This window comes from Cellulomonas sp. WB94, assembly GCF_003115775.1.
Lineage (GTDB): Bacteria > Actinomycetota > Actinomycetes > Actinomycetales > Cellulomonadaceae > Cellulomonas_A.
This window is the reverse complement of the sequence record NZ_QEES01000002.1, coordinates 1,694,404-1,711,771: the sequence shown is the minus strand read 5'-3', so window position 1 is coordinate 1,711,771 and position 17,368 is coordinate 1,694,404. Positions and strand designations below refer to the sequence as shown.

Sequence of the window (17,368 nt, the reverse complement as noted above, 5' to 3'; positions counted from 1 at the left end):
GGTGGGTCAGCGGCAGGTCGTTCAGCGGGGGGTGGGCCGCCACAGGATGAGGGAGCCACGGTGGGACGGCAGCTCACCCCGCACGGGCCGCACGGTGCGCCGCTCGGAACGCCGGACCGCCACGACGTCACCCGTGGGGTCGGCCGTGAAGATGCGGCGGCCCGGCTCGGCGAACGCGCGCAGGTACTCGACCTGCCGCATCAGCTGCTCGACCTCGCCCTCGAGCGCGAGGATGCGCTTGATGCCCGCGAGGTTGATGCCCTCGTCGTGCGACAGCCGCTGGACCTCGCGCAGGTTCGCGATGTCCCGCAACGAGTAGCGCCGCCCGCGCCCGCGGGCACGACCGGGCGAGACGATGCCCAACCGGTCGTACTGCCGCAGGGTCTGCGGGTGCATGCCGGCGAGCTCGGCCGCGACCGAGATCACGTAGACCGGCGCGTCGTCGGACACCATGCCTCGCACGCTCCCGCTCAGACCTTCGCCCGCGCGAGCAGGTCGGCGCGGACGTCCTCGCCCGACGTCGCGATCCCGAACGCCTGCACGGCCTCACGCGCGGCCGGGGTCAGCCGCTGCGGCACGACGACCTGCACGGTCACGAGCAAATCGCCCGCGCCCTTCGGTGTCGTCACGCCCTTGCCCTTGACGCGCAGGGTCCGACCCGACGGCGTGCCCTCGGGCACCTTGACCCGGACGGTTCCGCCGTCGAGCGTCGGGACGTCGATCTGGGCGCCGAGCGCAGCCTCGTCGAACGCCACCGGGACGGTCACGCGCAGGTTGGTCCCCTCGAGCGTGAAGACCGGGTGCGGCGTGACCCGCACCGTGATCTCCAGGTCGCCCGCGGGCGCCCCGGGGTCGCCGGGACGGCCCTTGCCGCGCAGCCGGATCTTCTGCCCGTCGCGCACCCCCGCGGGGATGCGTGCCGTGACCGAGCGCCCCTCGACGCCGAGCGTGATCGTCGAGCCCTCGGCGGCCTGCCGGAACGGCAGCGTCGTGACGGCCGACAGGTCCGCGCCGGGACGCGGCCCGCGCTGCTGACCGAACCCGCCACCGCCACCACCGCCGAACAGCCCGCCGAGGATGTCGTCGAAGCCGCCCGCCTGGCCGCCACCGGTCTGCTGGTACCGGACGCGCGGACCCTGGCCCTGCCCGCCGCCGAACAGCCCGCCGAACAGGTCCTCGAACCCGGCGCCACCGCCCGCGCCGCCGGGACCCGCGGCGAACCGCGGGCCCCCGGCCATGGCGCGCAGCTGGTCGTACTGCTGCCGCTGCTCGGGGTCGGAGAGGACCGCGTAGGCCTCGCCGACCTCTTTGAACTTCGCCTCGGCCTTGGCGTCACCCGGGTTGTGGTCCGGGTGCATGTTGCGCGCGAGCTTGCGGTAGGCCTTCTTGATCGTCGGTGCATCGGCGTCCTTGGGGACGCCGAGCACGGCGTAGAAGTCCTTCTCGAGCCAGTCCTGGCCGCTCACGGCGCCTCTTTCCTTGCGTCCGCGGCTCAGGCCTCGGGGTCGACGACGGCGACGCGGACAGCGCGCACGATCCTGTCACCTACCCGGTATCCGGGCTGCAGCACCGCCTGGACGGTCGGCTCGGTGACGTCCGGTGAGTGCCCGTGCATGAGCGCCTCGTGGACGTTCGGGTCGAACGCCTCACCCACCGCGCCGTACTTCTCGATGCCGAACCGCTGGAGCGTCTGCTCGAGCTTCTCGGCGATCGAGGCGAACGGCCCGACCAGGTCACCGTGCTGACGCGCGAGGTCGATGTCGTCGAGGACGCCGATGAGCGCCTCCACGACCGACACCACGCCCTCCTCGCGCTGGATCGCCCCGTCCGCCTTCGACCGCTTGACGTAGTTGGAGTACTGCGTCTCGAGGTTGAAGTAGGCCGCGTTGCGGCGCTGCAGATCGTCGAGCCGTTCGGCTGCGAGCGCCTCGGCGGCCTCGAGCTGGTGGCTCGGCACGAGCTCGCCCGCCGTGTGGGGCGTCTCGAAGTCGAGGTCCGCGAGCGGGTCGACCTCCGCGCCCTCCGGCGCGGTCGGCTCCCGCACGGCACCCGTCTCCGGGTCGATGCGTCGCTTGTCCGTGAACCGGGGGTTCTCCTCCGGGTTCGGGGTCTCGGCGTCGCTCACTTGGCCTCGTCCTCGTCCACGATCTCGGCGTCGACGACGTCCTCGTCCGAGGCTGCGGGGGTCTCGGTGCCGCCGTCGGCCGGGGCGGAGGCCGCTGCCGACTGCTCGGAGGCGTAGATGGCCTCGCCGATCTTCTGGCTGACGGTCGCGAGGTGCGTCTGCTTGGCCTTGACCGCCTCGACCTCCGAGCCCTCCAGGGCCGTCTTGAGCTCGGCGATCGCGGTGTTGACCTCGGTCTTGACCTCGTCGGGCACCTTGTCCGCGTTGTCGGCGAGGACCTTCTCCGTCGAGTAGACGAGCTGCTCGGCGGTGTTGCGGGTCTCGGCCTCCTCGCGGCGCGCCTTGTCCTCGGCCGCGTGGGCCTCGGCCTCCTTGACCATCCGGTCGATCTCGTCCTTCGGCAGCGCGGAGCCGCCGGTGATCGTCATCGACTGCTCCTTGCCGGTGCCGCGGTCCTTCGCGGACACGTGCACGATGCCGTTGGCGTCGATGTCGAACGTGACCTCGATCTGCGGGACGCCGCGAGGGGCCGGCGCGATGCCGGTGAGCTCGAACGTGCCGAGCGGCTTGTTGTCGCGGGCGAACTCGCGCTCACCCTGGAACACCTGGATGAGGACGGACGGCTGGTTGTCGTCGGCCGTCGAGAAGATCTCGCTGCGCTTGGTCGGGATGGCAGTGTTGCGCTCGATGAGCTTGGTCATGACGCCGCCCTTGGTCTCGATGCCGAGGCTCAGGGGGGTGACGTCGATGAGCAGGACGTCCTTGCGCTCGCCCTTGATGACGCCGGCCTGGAGCGCGGCGCCGACAGCGACGACCTCGTCCGGGTTGACGCCCTTGTTGGGCTCCTTGCCACCGGTCAGCTCGCGCACGACGTCGGCGACGGCGGGCATACGGGTCGAGCCGCCGACCAGCACGATGTGGTCGATGTCGTCGACGCTGATGCCGGCGTCACGGATGACGGCCCGGAACGGCGCCTTGGTCCGCTCGAGCAGGTCCGTGGTCATCTGCTGGAACTGCGCGCGGGTGAGCTTCTCGTCGAGGTGGATCGGGCCGTTCTCGCTCATCGACAGGTACTGCATCGAGATGTTGGTGCTCGTCGCGGACGAGAGCTCCTTCTTGGCCTGCTCCGACGCCTCACGCAGGCGCTGCAGCGCGATCTTGTCCTTGGACAGGTCGACGCCGGTCGAGTTCTTCACCTGCTTGATCAGGTACTCGACGACGCGCTGGTCCCAGTCGTCGCCGCCGAGGCGGTTGTCACCGGAGGTCGCGCGGACCTCGATGGTCGAGAAGTCGTCGTCCTTGCCCACCTCGAGGAGGGACACGTCGAACGTGCCGCCGCCGAGGTCGAAGACGAGGATGAGCTCGTCCTCCTTGCCCTTGTCGAGGCCGTACGCGAGCGCGGCCGCGGTCGGCTCGTTGACGATGCGCAGCACGTTGAGGCCGGCGATCTGCCCGGCGTCCTTGGTGGCCTGGCGCTCGGCGTCGTTGAAGTACGCGGGGACCGTGATGACCGCGTCGGTCACCGGCTCGCCCAGGTACTGCTCGGCGTCGCGCTTGAGCTTGCCGAGGATGCGCGCGGAGATCTCCTGCGCGTTGTAGCTCTTCTCGTCGATCGCGACGTGCCAGTCGGTGCCCATGTGGCGCTTCACCGAGGTGATCGTCCGCTCGACGTTGGTCACGGCCTGGCGCTTGGCGACCTCGCCGACGAGCACCTCACCGGTCTTGGAGAACGCGACGACCGACGGGGTCGTGCGAGCGCCCTCAGCGTTGGCGATAACCGTGGGCTCGCCGCCCTCGAGGACGGAGACCACCGAGTTGGTCGTGCCCAGGTCGATCCCGACTGCTCGTGCCATGTGTGCTGCCTCGTCCTTCGTCTACCGATGCCCGACGACTACCCGCCGGGCGCGTGTTGAGTCCTGCTGGCTCAAGTCTGCGCCGAGGCTGCGTCGTGCGCAAGTTGCTCGACCCAAACATGAGCCTGCCTGACTCAACTCTCGGCAGGTCGATGACATTCCGCTGGACGTACGCCCTGTCCAGGTGCTTGTTGCGTGTGGGTACGCACTCGATGTGGCAGGGCGAGGCCTAGTTCACGCCAGTTCGACGCTGTCGGCCTGCGGTCCCCGATCACTCTGTCGCACCTTGTACCGGACCCGATCGCCCTCCTGCAGCGCTGCGGAGCCCCTCACGACCGACACGTGCACGAAGAGGTCCGCACCCCCCGCGTCCGGGGCGATGAAGCCGAAGCCACGCTCTGCGTCGTAGCGCGTGACGACGCCCTCGCCGCCGCGCACAGGGCCGTCCGATGCCCTCGGGGACGCCGATGCCGTCGGAGGGACCGACCGACCGCGGGCCGATGCCGCGGGGGCACCCCGATGTGCCGTGCCGCGCACGAGCCGGACGTTGCGGGCCTGTGGCCCCCGCTCGCTCTCGGCGACGTCGAAGGTCACGCGATCCCCCTCGGACAGCTCGGTCAGCCCCCCGGCCAGCGCCCGGACGTGGACGAAGGCGTCCTCGCCGCCGGAGTCGGGCGTGACGAACCCGAAGCCCTTGCCCGCGTCGTACCAGGTCACGGTGCCGTCCGCCCCGTCGGACGCCACAGCCGGCCGGGCGGCCTCGGCCCCGAGCGGCAGCAGGTGGTCCGCCTGCGGCCCCTTCTCCCCGTCGACGACCAGGAACGCGACCCGCTGCCCCTCCGAGATCACGCCGCCCACCACGATGGCCGAGCTGTGCACGAAGATCTCAGCGCCACCGCCGTCGGGCGTGATGAAGCCGTATCCCTTGCCCGGCTCGTACCAGGAGACGGTGCCGAGCACGCCCACGGGCGCATCCGGGGCGTGGTCGCCCGTGACCCGGACGCGACGCGCCTGCGGGCCGCGGGACCCCTCGCCCACCTCGAACTCGACGACCTGGCCCTCGCGGAGCAGGTTCGTCCCGTCGTCGTTCATGACCTCGGACGCATGCACGAACAGGTCTTCGGTCTCGTCCCCGAGGTCGAGGAAGCCGAACCCACGCTCGGCGTCGAACCAGCGGACAGTCCCCTGGGGCACGGTTGACTCCTTGTCGAACGAATGTTGCTGTCACCTAGTGTCGCTGACAGAACCGCGGACAGGTGTCCGGCGCCAGGCGGCGCCTGGCGGGTCAGCGCGCCGGATTGAGGGCAGCTCCGATGACCTCCTACGCACGAGGCGCCGGCCGCGGGGCCGCACGCCCGGCCGCGTCGACCAGCGGCGCCGCCCACGACGGTCGCCGGATGAGGCAGAACGGGTGCCCGGCGGGGTCGGCGTAGACGTGGTCCCCGGCAGCGAGGCGGCGTGCGCCGATCGCGCGCACCGCGGCGTCGGCGACCTCGGGGTCCTCGACCATGACGTCCAGGTGCATCTGCTGCGGGCGGTGGGGGTCCGGCCAGTCGGGCGGCTCGTGGTCAGGCGCCCGTTGGAACGCGAGACCGGAGGTGTCCTCGGCCGCGGCCACGACGACGAAGTCCGGCGAACGGTAGGTGACCGGGTGCCCGAGGAGTCGGCTGTAGAAGGCAGCCAGCAGCTCGGGGTCAGGGCAGTCGATGACCAGGTGGTGCAGACGACCGATCATCCGGCCAGGATCCCCGCAGAGCAGGTGCGCAGCAACGTCGTTCGGTGCCGCGTCGGTCGGCGTCGAGCAGCTCCCGTCAGAGGCCCGCGCGTGCCGGACGACGGAGACGGAATCACCCTCGACTCAGGACGGCTCGTGCGACGATCGCCGGCATGCAGCTCAGGGAGGCGACCAGCGAAGATCTCGAGCTGCTCGACGACATGCTCCTCGAGGCGTTCAACTGGGACGGCACAGCCCGTCTCACGCGGGACCAGGTCGTCGCTGACGTCCACACCGCGCGCTACCTCGGCGGCTGGCGGCGCCCGGGCGACTTCGGCCTCGTCGCCGTCGAGGGCGAGACGCCGCTCGGTGCGATCTGGGCCCGGGCACTGCCGGCTGCCGCGCCCGGCTACGGCTATGTCGCGGACGACATCCCGGAGATCGGCATGGGGGTCAGCCGCGGTCGGCGCGGACAGGGGGTGGGCTCAGCCCTGCTGGCCGGCTGCATCGAGCAGGCCCGCACCCTGGGGTGGCGCGCCCTGAGCCTCAGCGTCGAGGACGGGAACGACGCAGCGCGCGCCCTCTACGCACGGCACGGGTTCTCAGCCGTCGGGCGCAACGGCGGCTCCGACACCCTGCTGCGCGAGCTCTGAGGCCCGTCAGCCCACGCGCGTCAGGACGACCGACGTCACGGCGTTCAGGGTCACGTTCGTGACGGTGCCGACGAGGACTCCCGGCTCTCGGAGCATGTAGTCGCCGTAGCCCGTGCTGCCGTTGAAGGCCTGGAACGCAAACTGCGCCCCCTGCTCGGTCACGGTGCCGACGCCGTTCGCGGTGAAGCCAAAGCCGGGGACGAACTCCTCGATCGTCGCGTTGCTCCCGCCCTGGGTGATCACGTACGTGATGCCGCCCAGCGCAGCCCACCGTCCGTTGAGGTCCGGCAGGGTCGAGGGCACCGGCAATGCGGCGGCCTCGGCCTTGGGGGCTGCCAGCTCGCCGTTCAGGCCCTCCTGAGCCTTGGCGAGCTCCGCCTTGGGCACGCACTGCTCGTCCTTGGTGACGAAGACGAACTCGCCCTGGGTGTTGACGCTGCAGACCTGCTGCCCCCTCGCGAGCGCGACGCCGATGACGGCTGCCGCGAGCACGAAGGCGCCGACGGCCCCCCACTTGACGGCCTGCCACCACCGCCTCTTGCGCGGCGGCTTCGCGCCTCCGCCGCCCGGGTCGCTGTCCACCAGCCGGGTCTGGGGCGTCCACCGCGCCCCGTCCCAGAAGCGGAGCAGCGGCACGCTCAAGGTCGAGCCCGGATACCAGCCAGGTCGGGGCAGTGCTGGGGCATGAGAGCCATCTCGCAACGTGAGAGTCCGTACGTCCCAGTCTTCTCCCGGGGGTCCCGGATGTCACCCGGGCCGGTGACCCGGTCGGCGTGCTCGACGGGGCTCCCCGGGCCACGATGGGCTCATGGCAGCGTTGCTCCGGCGGTGGATCTGTTGGGTCAGTGTCGGGGAGCTTGCCGGGTTCTGCGTGCCGACCGCCGCCGCGTCTCTGCTGACCGACCTGCCGCCCGTTGCGCTGCTGGGTGTCATGGTCGTCGCCGGCGCGGTCGAGGGCACGGTGCTCGGCTGGACGCAGGCTCGGGTGCTGCGCGAGGCGGTCCCGGCGGCCTCCGGTCACCGCTGGGTTACGCTGACTGCCGCCGCGGCCGCCCTCGCCTGGTTCTGCGGGATGCTCGCGCCGACCACGTTCGAGACGTGGCGCCACTGGCCCGTGCCGGTGCAGATCGCGCTCGGACTGGTGCTCGGCGGCGTGCTCCTCACGTCGATCGGCACGGCGCAGTGGCTCGAGCTGCGTCGGCACGTGCAGCACGCCGGGCGCTGGGTCGGGGCCTCGGCGCTCGCGTGGGCGCTCGGCCTCGGAGCGTTCAGCGCCGTCAGCACACCGCTGTGGCAGCCCGGTCAGTCGACGGCCCTGATCATCGTGATCGGGCTTCTCGGCGGGGCGGCCATGGCCGTCACCATGGCGGTCACGACCGGGCTCGTGCTGCGGCGGCTGCTCGTGCCGAGGGCCGCGTCGCGGTCCCGGCGTCCGCCGGCAGCAACCCGTAGCGTTGCTACAGGAACCATTCGGTAGCGTCGCTACCGATAGATCACCCGCGCCCGAGGTCAGGGGCGCACGTCGTCGGGCAGCCGGCCTAACAGTTCCGCGGCGAGCTGCCGGTGCGCCCAGCGCGCCCACTCGAGCGCACGCCAGCCGCGCTGGGTGACGAGCGCGCTCCAGGTCTCGGGACCGAGCACGACGGCCGCCGCGTCGGTCGCCGCGACAGGCGCGAGGCCCGGTCGGAGCGACCCCTCCCGCGCGAGCGAGCCGACCAGGGCCCGCAGGACCACGCGCCGCTCGGCGTCGTAGTCCTCCCACAGGGCCGCGAGGTCAGGGTCGACGGCGGCCGCGGCGCGCGCGACGTCGAGCAGCCCCGCCGCGCGACCGAGCACGTCAGCCGTGGCCCTGACCTGACGGAAGAGGCGCAGGTCCGGGTCGGGCTCGGCGAGGGTCGCGCGCACCGTCGGACGCTCGAGCACCGGGACGGCGCGGAGCCCCTCGTCGCCGATCGCCGCACCGAGGCATGCGGCGAGCACGCCCTTCTTGGTGCCGAACCCGTAGTAGACCGTCTGGGCGCCGACGCCGGCCGCGCGGGCCAGGGTCTCGATGCTCGTCGCGGAGTAGCCCTCGCGGACGAACAGGTCGGAGGCCGCCGCGACGATGCGGGACCGCGTCGCGCGCGAGCGCTCGGAGCGGCCGTCGAGCCGGGCCGGTGCGTGAGGCTGAACCATGTTGCAGCGACACTACCAATATCTGGTGGTAGTGCCACTACCGATGGATACCGGGCCGCGCCACCTGCCCGCGCGGCGGACGCGTGCGGGGGCAGACTGTCGCCCATGGACTACGTGAAGCTCGGTTCGACCGGCCTTGAGGTGTCGCGGCTCGCGCTCGGCTGCATGAGCTTCGGCGACCCCTCGAGCGGCGCGCACCCGTGGACGCTCGACGAGGACACCAGCCGCCCGCTCATCCGGCAGGCCGTCGAGGCAGGGATCACGTTCTTCGACACCGCGAACGTCTACTCGGGCGGCACGAGCGAGGAGATCGTCGGACGCGCGCTGGCCGACTTCACCCGCCGCGACGAGATCGTCCTCGCGACCAAGGTGCACGGCCGGATGCATGACGGGCCGAACGGCGCCGGGCTCTCGCGCAAGGCGATCCTCGCGGAGATCGACCACAGCCTGCGGCGCCTCGGCACCGACTACGTCGACCTGTACCAGATCCACCGCTGGGACCCGACGGTCCCCATCGAGGAGACCCTCGAGGCGCTGCACGACGTCGTCAAGGCCGGCAAGGCCCGCTACCTCGGGGCGTCGTCCATGTACGCCTGGCAGCTGTCGAAGGCCCAGCACCTCGCGCGGGCGCACGGCTGGACGCCGTTCGTGTCGATGCAGGACCACTACAACCTCCTCAACCGCGAGGAGGAGCGCGAGATGTACCCGTTGTGCGCGGACGAGGGCATCGGCGTCATCCCGTGGAGCCCGCTCGCGCGCGGCCGCCTCGCCCGCGAGTGGGGCGCCGAGACGAACCGCAGCGGCAAGGACGAGTTCGGCGCGAGCCTGTACGAGGAGGGTGACCGGGCGATCGTCGACGCCGTCGGGCAGGTCGCTGCCGAGCGCGGGGTCCCCCGTGCGCAGGTGGCGCTCGCGTGGGTCGCGCGCAACCCGGTCGTCACCGCGCCGATCATCGGGGCGACCACGGCGAGCCACCTGACCGACGCGGTGGCCGCCCTGGAGATCACGCTGACCGACGACGAGGTCCGCCGGCTCGAGCAGCCGTACCGCCCGCACGCTCCTGCGGGGTTCTGACCGACGCTCCTACACGAGGACGCCGGATCGGGTCCGGTGGAGCATCCGGTGCAGGCGAGCACGGTCCGGGGCCGGCGGTGGGTCGGTCCCGTACGCCGGAGCGCGCAGCCCCCACCAGCGGGCCCAGTGCTGACCGATCGCTGCGAACGTCTCGTCGTCGGTGCCGAACGTCGACAGCACGGCCGTGACCCGACCGTTCGACGTCCGCAACGGCGTGGGGTTGTGGTCGATGATCAGCAACGGCTCGTTCGCGCCATGCAGCCGGAGGCCGACCTGGTACTCGGTGCGGTGCCAGATCGTCCCGCCGAGCATGGTGCCGTCCGGTCGGCACGCCTCGAAGTGGCACCCGACGGGCACGCCGCGGACCCCGTGCAGACCGACGCGGTCGAGCAGGCGCCGTCCCGGGGGGCCCGCGTCGAGGCCTGCCGCCCGCAGCGTGCGGCGGTCGGCACCCGGGTGCAGCTCGAGGGCGAACCGCAGCTGTTGCGCCGAGGCGATCCAGCGCTCGTCCACGTCGTCGTACAACCCGGAGAACACGTCGAACGACTCGTAGGCGCGGCGGCTCACCGTCAGGACCGAGTGCGCCACCGTGGGCGTCGTCGCCGGCCAGACCGTCAGGACGTCGCCGCCCCTCCAGAGCAGGGAGCGCACCGGGCCGCCCCGGGACGCGAGCTCGTCCGACTCCATGACGCGGGCGTCCTCGACGAACACCCGACGGATCTCGTCGTCGATGCCGTCGTCGTGCCAGCCGAACCAGCGGCGGATCTTGGCGGGCTCACGCACGTGCGCCCACACCGTGTCAGAGTCGGCGGCGATCACCACCGACACGATCTCGCGGCGGTCCGGGTGCGGTGCCATGTCACGCCTCCTCTGCGAGAACGGACACCTCGACCGTAGCCCCCGGCACCCTCGCCCGCACACCCCCCGCGCACGGGCGCCGCCCCGTCGACGGTCGCGAACCGGACCCCTGTCGGTGGCGCTCGGCATGATGGGGCGATGGCCATCGAGCTCGACGAGCTGCTCCTCCCCGACGCCGCGACCTGGCGCGCATGGCTCCTCGAGCACCACGCGTCCTCGCCCGGCGTGTGGCTCGTGCTGCACAAGAAGGGCGGCGCCACGACCGAGCTGACCTACGAGCAGGCGGTCCAGGAGGCGCTCTGCTTCGGCTGGATCGACGGCCAGACCCGGTCACGCGACGCCGAGAGCTCGTTCCAGCGCATGACACCGCGGCGACCGCGCAGCGTGTGGTCGGCGACCAACGTCGCGCGCGTCGGGCGGCTCGAGCAGGAGGGTCGGATGCACGACGCCGGTCGCGCTCAGGTCCGGGCCGCGCAGACGGACGGCCGCTGGGACCGGGCCTACTCGGCGCAGTCCGACGCGGTCGTCCCCGAGGACCTCGCCGCGGCACTGTCCGCCGACCCGGCCGCCCAGGCCTGGTTCGACGCCCTGACGGCCAGCAACCGGTTCGCGGTGATCTACCGCGTGCAGGACGCGATCCGGCCCGAGACGCGAGCGCGCCGGATCGCGGGGTTCGTCGCCGCGCTGTCCCGCGGCGAGACACCCTTCCCCCAGAAGCGCCGACCCGACACCGGGTGAGCCGCTCGCCGCTCGCCGCGCGACACCGGACCGGACAAACCCGTGGACCATGCGCCCGCGAGGGTGGTTGGGTGACGCCATGACCCCCTGGACGCTGCGCAGGCTGACTGTGCCCGCGAGCCTCGATGCGCCCGACAGCTGGCTGCTGCGCGGCGCCGTCGCGGTCGAGCACGCGGCCCACCGCGACGCGTGGGGCAACCTGGACCTGGCCCGCACCGAGCACGAGGTCCTCGCGATCCTGCGCCACCAGCGCTACCTGCGCCGCGAGCGGTTCGTCGCCGTCACCGGACCTGCGACGGACGGCGCGCCCGACCCCGCGCGGGTCGTCGGCAGCGCGGCGCTCTCCCTCCCGGTCGACAACAACACCCACTCCGCCCACCTCGAGATCTCGGTGCGTCCCGGCGCCCGGCGCCACGGCATCGGCTCGGCTCTGCACGACGCCGCGGTCGCCGTCGCCCGGGCCGCCGGTCGCACCACCCTGACGACGTCGACCGACCAGCGCTCCGAGCCGGCGCCCGGGCCCGCCTCGATCGCACCGTCGACCGGCAGCGGGCTGGTCCGTTCCACCGACGACGGCGTCCGCTTCGCGCTCGCCCACGGGTTCTCACTCGAGCAGGTCACGCGCTTCTCGGTGCTCGACGTCCCGCTCGATCCGTCCTTCCTGGCCGGGCAGCACGCGTCGGCCCAGGCCGCCGCCGGCAACGCCTACCGCATCGTGACCTGGGACGACCCGTGCCCGGACGAGTGGGTCGACCAGCTCGCCGAACTCGAGACGCGGATGAGCACCGACGCGCCGGGCGGCGGGCTCGACCTCCACGAGGACCGCTGGGACGCCGACCGGGTCCGCGCCACCGAGGCCGAGCTCCGTGAGCGGGGCATGCGCCACAGCGTGGCCGCCGCCGTGCACGTCCCCACGGGCACCCTCGCCGCGTTCAGCGCGTTCAAGCGGCCGGCGTGGACCGACGAGTTCGTGCACCAGCACGACACGCTCGTCCTCGCCGAGCACCGTGGGCGCCGCCTCGGGATGCTGGTCAAGACCGCGAACCTGCAACGGCTCGCCGTCGAGCAGCCGGGTGCCCGACGCATCGGCACCTGGAACGCCGAGGAGAACGCCCACATGCTCGGCATCAACGTGGCACTCGGGTTCCGCCCGGCCGGCGGCTCGGGCGAGTGGCAGGCGCGGATCGTCTAGCGCTCGTCGGCCGCGAAGTCGATCCGCATGACGACCCGCCGGAGGCTGGGACGGCTGACCTCGGTGAACCCGGCGGCGGCGAACACGCCGCGACTGCCGACGTACAGCTCGCCCCAGGTGATCTCCTTGCCGGGCGTCGTGATCATCGCGTAGCCCTCCAGGGCCCGGGCGCCGCGCTCGCGGGCGAAGTCGACTGCCGCCCGGGCGAGCGCGTAGCTGACGCCGCGTCGACGGAAGCCCACGCGCGTGACGAAGCACGTCACCGACCAGACGCCGTCGTCGGCCTTGTCCTCGGAGCGCCCGAGCCACGGGATGCGGGTGCGGAGCAGGCGCACGTAGGCGGTGCGGGGCTCGACGGCACACCAGCCGACGGGCTCACCGTCCAGGTAGGCGACGAGGCCGCTCGTGGCGCCGTCCTCGGGATGGTCGCAGCCGGTCTCGGCGCGCAGGCGCTCGGCGCGTTCCTCGACGGAGACGGTCTGGTACTCCCTGTCCCGGAACTTGAACCACTGGCACCGGCACTGCGCGGGGGCGCCCCGCGTGCCGAAGATCGCCTGCAGGTCGTCCCAGGTCGCCTCGTTCGCGGGGACGACGGTGATCGCGTCAGCCGTCGTCTGGCGGGTCGTGTCGGTCATCGCAGCACCGTCCGTCCTGATCCGGCGGGTACGCGCAGCAGCCCGGGCCTGTGCACCCGAGCCCAGCGGCAGTGCTAGTCCACCCGCGCGACGGCGGCCGCGTCAACGGTCAGCTCGACGACCGACCCCACGACGAGCCGGGTGCTCGCGGGCGGGTGCACCGTGACGCGACCGACCCCCGCGACCTCGACCGTCAGCTCGACCCGTCCGCGCTGGAATCCGACGCCCACGACCGTCCCCCGCAGGCCCGGGTCGTCGTCGCGGCCGAGCGGTGGCGGCGCGGCGCTGTCCCCGGTCACCAGCAACGCTCCCGGGGCGAGCGCGAACGCACCGGCGGCGGGTCCGGCGCCCGAGCCGCCCATCGAGCGCGCGAGGTCCCCCGCCGGGTCGGAGCCCGGCCCGACCAGACCCCGGTGCAGGGCCGCCGCCGCGGGAGAGCCGAGCGGCACGAACGCCTCGTACCCGAGGAACTCCGCGACCTGGCGCGTCAGGGGCCGCTGCCACAGCTCGGCGGGCTCGGCGACCTGGAGCAGCCGGCCGGCCTCCATGACCGCGATGCGGTCGGCGACCGCGAACGCCTCGTCATGGTCGTGGGTGACGAGCAGCGCCGTCGTGCCCGTCGCGGTGAGGGCGGTGCGGAGGTCCTCGGCGAGGCGCTCGCGCAGCGCGCGGTCGAGCGCGGACAGCGGCTCGTCGAGCAGGAGCAGGCGCGGGGACGGGGCGAGCGACCGCGCCAGGGCGACGCGCTGCTGCTCACCGCCGGACAGCGTCGCGACCGGTCGCCGCTCGTAGCCCGCGAGCCCGACGACCTCCAAGAGCTCGCGCACCCGGGCCTCGCGCGCGGGCCGGTCGAGACCCGCCATGCGCAGCCCGAACTCGACGTTCCCCGCGACGTCACGGTGCGGGAACAGCTGGCCGTCCTGGAACATCAGCCCGAACCCGCGCCGGTGCACCGGCACACCCGCGAGGTCGGCGCCGTCCCACGCGACGGTGCCCGCGGCGGCCGGCTCGAGGCCCGCGACCGCGCGCAGCAGCGACGACTTGCCGCAGCCGGACGGCCCGAGGAGCGCGAGGACCTCGCCCGGTGCGATGTCGAGGGTCACGTCGTCGACCGCGGTCACGGCCTCGGTGCCGCGCGCCGCGGGGTACCGCACGACGAGGCCACGGACGCTGAGCCCGCGCGCGCCCGACGCCTGCCCGCGCGACGACTGCCCGAGCGACGCCCCAATGCCCGGCCCGCGATCCGCGAGCGGTCCCTGCGCCATCAGAACTCCGATCCGTCCGCCGAGCCGCGCAGACGCTCGGCGACCGCCATGATGCCCGCCGTGATCACCGCGAGCACCACCGACGCCGCGAGCGCCATGCCGTAGTTCTGCGCCCCGGGTCGCCCGATGAGCCGGTAGATGACGACCGGCAGGGTCGCCGCGTCCGGGCGCGCCAGGAAGGACGTCGCACCGAACTCGCCGAGCGACACCGCGAACGCGAACCCGACGGCCAGCCCGAGCGCCCGGGCCGCGATCGGCATGTCGACGGCAGCGAGCACGCGCGCGGGTCCGGCGCCGAGCGTCGCGGCGGCCTCGCGCAGCCGCGGGTCGATCGCACGCAGCACGGGGAGCACGGTTCGTACGACGACGGGCACGGCCACGACCGCCTGGGCGATGGGCACGAGCAGCCCGCTGGTACGCAGGTCGACGGGGATGCCGAGCGGGCGGTCGAGGGTGATGAGGAACCCGAACCCGACGGTCACCGCCGAGACGCCGAGCGGCAGCATGAACACGGCGTCGAGCACCGACACGGTCCGCCGTCCGACGCGGCTGCGCGGCCGACGTGACACCACGAACGCGACGAGCCCGCCCACGACGACCGCGAGGACCGTCGCGGCGAGCGCGGTGCGCAGCGAGTTGGCGGCCGCGGTCCAGACCGTCACGCTGAGCGCGTTGCGGCCCCCGGTGGTCCCGAGCGCGACGTAGTGGTCGATCCCCCAGCCCGACGGCGTCCGCAACGAGCGCACCACGAGGGTCACGAGCGGCAGCGCCAGCAGCGCGACGACGACGGCGGTCACCGCGGCGGCGGCCGTGTCCGCACCGTGCCCGCGTCCCAGCCGCAACGGGTGCGCGGCGCCCTCGGTCGCGGCGAGCCGCAGCGCACGGTCGCGTCGGCCGCGCGCCCCGCCCGCGAGCGCGAGCACCACGGCGACGACGACGAGCTGCACGACGGACAGCACCGACGCCGCGCGCAGGTCGAGGAACTGGGTCGTCTGGATCCAGATCTCGGTCTCGATCGTGCCGAACCTCAGTCCGCCGAGGATCAGGACGGTGCCGAACGCCGTCGAGCAGAACAGGAACACGAGCGCCGCGGCCGACGCGATCGCGGGCGTCAACGACGGCAGCGGGACCTCGACGAACGCGCGCGCCGGGGACGCGCCGAGCGCCCGGGCGGCCTGCTCGGCGCGCGGGTCGAGGTGCTCCCAGAGGCCGCCGACCGTACGGACGACGACGGCGTAGTTGAAGAAGACAAAAGCCAGCACGATCGCCGCGAGCGTCCCGTCGAGGTGCAGCCCACCGAGCGGCCCGCCGTCGGCCAGCAGGGCTCGGAACGCGACCCCGACGACGACCGTCGGCAGGACGAACGGCACCGTCACGAACGCCCGCACCGCCGCGCGGCCGCGGAACCGGCAGCGGAACAGCACGTAGGCGCCGGGCACGCCGAGCGCGACCGCGAGAACGGTCGCGCTCGACGCCTGCAGCAGCGTGAGCCCGATGATCCGCCACGTCCGGGGGCGGGCGAACACGTCGGCGAACCCCGTCAGGTCGAGGGCGCCGTCCGTCACGAAGCCCCGCGCGACGAGGGTCGCGACGGGCCACGCGAAGAAGACACCCAGGAACGCGAGCGGCAGCGCGGCGGCGAGCGCGAGGGTTGCCCCGCGCCCGCCGACGAGCCGCCGCGCCGCGCTCACCCGGTCACGAGGTCGGTCCACTGCTTGATCCAGTCGTCACGGTGCGCCGAGATGTCGGCGGGCTCCACCGTGTACGGGTGGTCGGCCAGCGGCGCCCACTGCGCCCACACGGGCGGCAGCGTGACGGCGGTGCTCACGGGGTACATGTACATCGAGCCGGGGATGTCCGCCTGGACGGCGTCGGACAGGAGGAAGTCGAGGAGCTTCGCGGCGGCCTGCGGGTTCTTGGCGCCCGCGAGGACACCGGCGTACTCGACCTGGCGGAAGCACGTGCCGAGCAGCGCCCCGGTGGTCGGGGTGTCGCCGCCGTCGGGGATCGTGTCGGGCGGGGACGACGCGTAGGAGAGCACGACGGGCCGGGTCCCCTCGCCCCCACCACCGGTGAAGTCGGTGTAGTAGGCGTCCGACCAGCCGTCGGCGACCTGGAGGCCGTTGGCCTGCAGGGCCTTCCAGTACGCCTGCCAGCCGTCGGCGCCGAACTTGCCGATCGTCGCGAGCAGGAACGCCAGTCCCGGCGAGGACGTCGCGGCGTTCGGGACGACGAGCAGGTCCTTGTACTCGGGCTTCGTGAGGTCCTCGAGGGTCGTCGGCTCGGCGAGGCTGTGCGCCGTGAACCAGGAGTGGTCGACGTTGAGGCAGACGTCCCCGTAGTCGATCGCGGTGAGCGACCCGGAGTCGTCGACCGCGTACTTCGCGGCGTCCGCTGCGGCAGGTGCCGTCGGCGTCGTCGGCGCGAAGACCCCCTCGGCGATCGCGCGGGACGCGAACGAGTTGTCGACCCCGTACGCGAGGTCGCCCAGCGGGGCGTCCTTCGTGAGGATCAGCTGGTTGACGAGCGTGCCGCCGTCGCCCGGGGCGACCTGCTTGACGGTGATCCCGGTCGCGGACTCGAACGACGCGAGCAGCCCGTCGCTGAGCGCGAACGAGTCGTGCGTGACGAGCGTGACGGTGCCGGGGGTGGCGTCAGTCGGCGCGGCGGTCGACGCCGCTCCGGTCGTCGTGCCGGTGCCCGAGGCCGTCCCCGAGCAGCCCGCGAGCGCGAGTGCGACGACGGTCACGGCGCCGAGCGCGAGCGCGCGTCTGCGGCGGCCGGTGTGGGTGGTGGTCATGCTGGTGCTCCTCCTCGTGGATGCAGGAGGGAGCCCACGCCGCTGCCGCCACGCCGGTGATAGAAGCCCTGCGCGACGACGACAGCGAGGACTGAGAAGCCCGACTCCCTACGCCGGTGTGACCCGGATCAGGTTCGAGGGTCTGCGGTTGTCCGCACTCTCAGCGCCCGGGACCCGTCGGCATGCCTCGGGGTCCTGGCGCTCCCCTGTCGTTCAGCGGTGACACTACACCGGGCACTAGCGTGGGTCTGCACGAGTCCTGTCGCGCCCGCGGGGCGCCCGAGCA

At 73.0% G+C, this 17,368-nt stretch carries 18 protein-coding genes and 1 riboswitch; of the genes, 5 read left to right on the top strand and 13 right to left on the bottom strand.

What is annotated here, in order from left to right:
- Positions 1-21: 21 nt before the first annotated feature.
- The 6 genes from DDP54_RS09035 to DDP54_RS09010 all read right to left on the bottom strand — a co-directional run bounded on the left by DDP54_RS09035 (position 22) and on the right by DDP54_RS09010 (position 5,713).
- The gene (locus DDP54_RS09035; RefSeq protein ID WP_109131463.1) at positions 22-453 is read right to left on the bottom strand and encodes a helix-turn-helix transcriptional regulator; all 432 of its coding nucleotides are present in this window, start codon (positions 451-453) and stop codon (positions 22-24) included.
- Between the two features lie 17 nt (positions 454-470).
- Positions 471-1,466: a DnaJ C-terminal domain-containing protein gene (locus DDP54_RS09030; RefSeq protein WP_109131462.1), complete on the bottom strand. Its 996-nt coding sequence runs from the start codon at positions 1,464-1,466 to the stop codon at positions 471-473.
- 26 nt (positions 1,467-1,492) lie between these two features.
- On the bottom strand, positions 1,493-2,125 hold the full coding sequence (gene grpE / locus DDP54_RS09025) for a nucleotide exchange factor GrpE (protein WP_109131461.1): 633 nt from the start codon (positions 2,123-2,125) through the stop codon (positions 1,493-1,495).
- Complete coding sequence (gene dnaK / locus DDP54_RS09020) at positions 2,122-3,978, bottom strand: molecular chaperone DnaK (protein ID WP_109131460.1); 1,857 nt, start codon at positions 3,976-3,978, stop codon at positions 2,122-2,124. Before dnaK ends, grpE begins: the two co-directional genes overlap by 4 nt.
- 234 nt (positions 3,979-4,212) lie before the next feature.
- A complete protein-coding gene (locus DDP54_RS09015; protein ID WP_109131459.1) occupies positions 4,213-5,172 on the bottom strand; it encodes a cold shock domain-containing protein in 960 nt (319 codons plus the stop codon).
- A gap of 127 nt (positions 5,173-5,299) precedes the next feature.
- Positions 5,300-5,713, bottom strand: coding sequence for a VOC family protein (locus tag DDP54_RS09010; RefSeq protein ID WP_109131458.1), 414 nt, complete (start codon positions 5,711-5,713; stop codon positions 5,300-5,302).
- A 152-nt stretch (positions 5,714-5,865) separates the two neighbouring features.
- On the opposite strand from DDP54_RS09010, the gene DDP54_RS09005 reads away from it, so the two are divergent.
- Positions 5,866-6,345, top strand: coding sequence for a GNAT family N-acetyltransferase (locus DDP54_RS09005; protein WP_109131457.1), 480 nt, complete (start codon positions 5,866-5,868; stop codon positions 6,343-6,345).
- A gap of 6 nt (positions 6,346-6,351) precedes the next feature.
- Here DDP54_RS09005 and DDP54_RS09000 read toward each other — a convergent pair whose 3' ends face one another.
- Positions 6,352-7,047 carry a DUF2510 domain-containing protein gene (locus DDP54_RS09000; protein ID WP_277949589.1) on the bottom strand — a complete coding sequence of 232 codons (696 nt, stop codon included), beginning with the start codon at positions 7,045-7,047 and terminating at the stop codon, positions 6,352-6,354.
- A 106-nt stretch (positions 7,048-7,153) separates the two neighbouring features.
- Between DDP54_RS09000 and DDP54_RS08995 the strand changes: the two genes are divergently transcribed.
- Positions 7,154-7,822 (top strand): hypothetical protein, encoded by a 669-nt coding sequence (locus DDP54_RS08995; protein ID WP_109131456.1) that lies wholly within the window; start codon positions 7,154-7,156, stop codon positions 7,820-7,822.
- A gap of 32 nt (positions 7,823-7,854) precedes the next feature.
- On the opposite strand, the gene DDP54_RS08990 is transcribed toward DDP54_RS08995, so the two are convergent.
- Positions 7,855-8,520, bottom strand: a complete 666-nt coding sequence (locus DDP54_RS08990) for a TetR/AcrR family transcriptional regulator (RefSeq protein ID WP_109131455.1) — start codon at positions 8,518-8,520, stop codon at positions 7,855-7,857.
- A 105-nt stretch (positions 8,521-8,625) separates the two neighbouring features.
- Between DDP54_RS08990 and DDP54_RS08985 the strand changes: the two genes are divergently transcribed.
- The gene (locus DDP54_RS08985; protein ID WP_109131454.1) at positions 8,626-9,594 is read left to right on the top strand and encodes an aldo/keto reductase; all 969 of its coding nucleotides are present in this window, start codon (positions 8,626-8,628) and stop codon (positions 9,592-9,594) included.
- A 9-nt stretch (positions 9,595-9,603) separates the two neighbouring features.
- Here DDP54_RS08985 and DDP54_RS08980 read toward each other — a convergent pair whose 3' ends face one another.
- Entirely contained in the window at positions 9,604-10,452 is an 849-nt protein-coding gene (locus DDP54_RS08980) for a hypothetical protein (RefSeq protein WP_197711353.1), read from the bottom strand.
- Between the two features lie 138 nt (positions 10,453-10,590).
- On the opposite strand from DDP54_RS08980, the gene DDP54_RS08975 reads away from it, so the two are divergent.
- Positions 10,591-11,190 (top strand): YdeI/OmpD-associated family protein, encoded by a 600-nt coding sequence (locus DDP54_RS08975; protein WP_109131453.1) that lies wholly within the window; start codon positions 10,591-10,593, stop codon positions 11,188-11,190.
- A 79-nt stretch (positions 11,191-11,269) separates the two neighbouring features.
- Positions 11,270-12,382, top strand: a complete 1,113-nt coding sequence (locus DDP54_RS08970; protein ID WP_109131452.1) for a GNAT family N-acetyltransferase — start codon at positions 11,270-11,272, stop codon at positions 12,380-12,382.
- Here the strand turns inward: DDP54_RS08970 and DDP54_RS08965 are convergent.
- From DDP54_RS08965 to DDP54_RS08950, 4 genes are all read right to left on the bottom strand, one after another.
- Positions 12,379-13,017: a GNAT family N-acetyltransferase gene (locus DDP54_RS08965; RefSeq protein WP_109131451.1), complete on the bottom strand. Its 639-nt coding sequence runs from the start codon at positions 13,015-13,017 to the stop codon at positions 12,379-12,381. The genes DDP54_RS08970 and DDP54_RS08965 overlap by 4 nt on opposite strands.
- Before the next feature lie 74 nt (positions 13,018-13,091).
- The gene (locus DDP54_RS08960) at positions 13,092-14,282 is read right to left on the bottom strand and encodes an ABC transporter ATP-binding protein (protein ID WP_109131450.1); all 1,191 of its coding nucleotides are present in this window, start codon (positions 14,280-14,282) and stop codon (positions 13,092-13,094) included.
- Positions 14,282-15,973, bottom strand: coding sequence for an iron ABC transporter permease (locus DDP54_RS08955; protein WP_109132465.1), 1,692 nt, complete (start codon positions 15,971-15,973; stop codon positions 14,282-14,284). Before DDP54_RS08955 ends, DDP54_RS08960 begins: the two co-directional genes overlap by 1 nt.
- Positions 15,970-17,082 carry a thiamine ABC transporter substrate-binding protein gene (locus DDP54_RS08950; RefSeq protein ID WP_109131449.1) on the bottom strand — a complete coding sequence of 371 codons (1,113 nt, stop codon included), beginning with the start codon at positions 17,080-17,082 and terminating at the stop codon, positions 15,970-15,972. Before DDP54_RS08950 ends, DDP54_RS08955 begins: the two co-directional genes overlap by 4 nt.
- A gap of 88 nt (positions 17,083-17,170) precedes the next feature.
- A riboswitch (TPP riboswitch) is annotated at positions 17,171-17,300 on the bottom strand.
- Between the last annotated feature and the right edge of the window lie 68 nt (positions 17,301-17,368).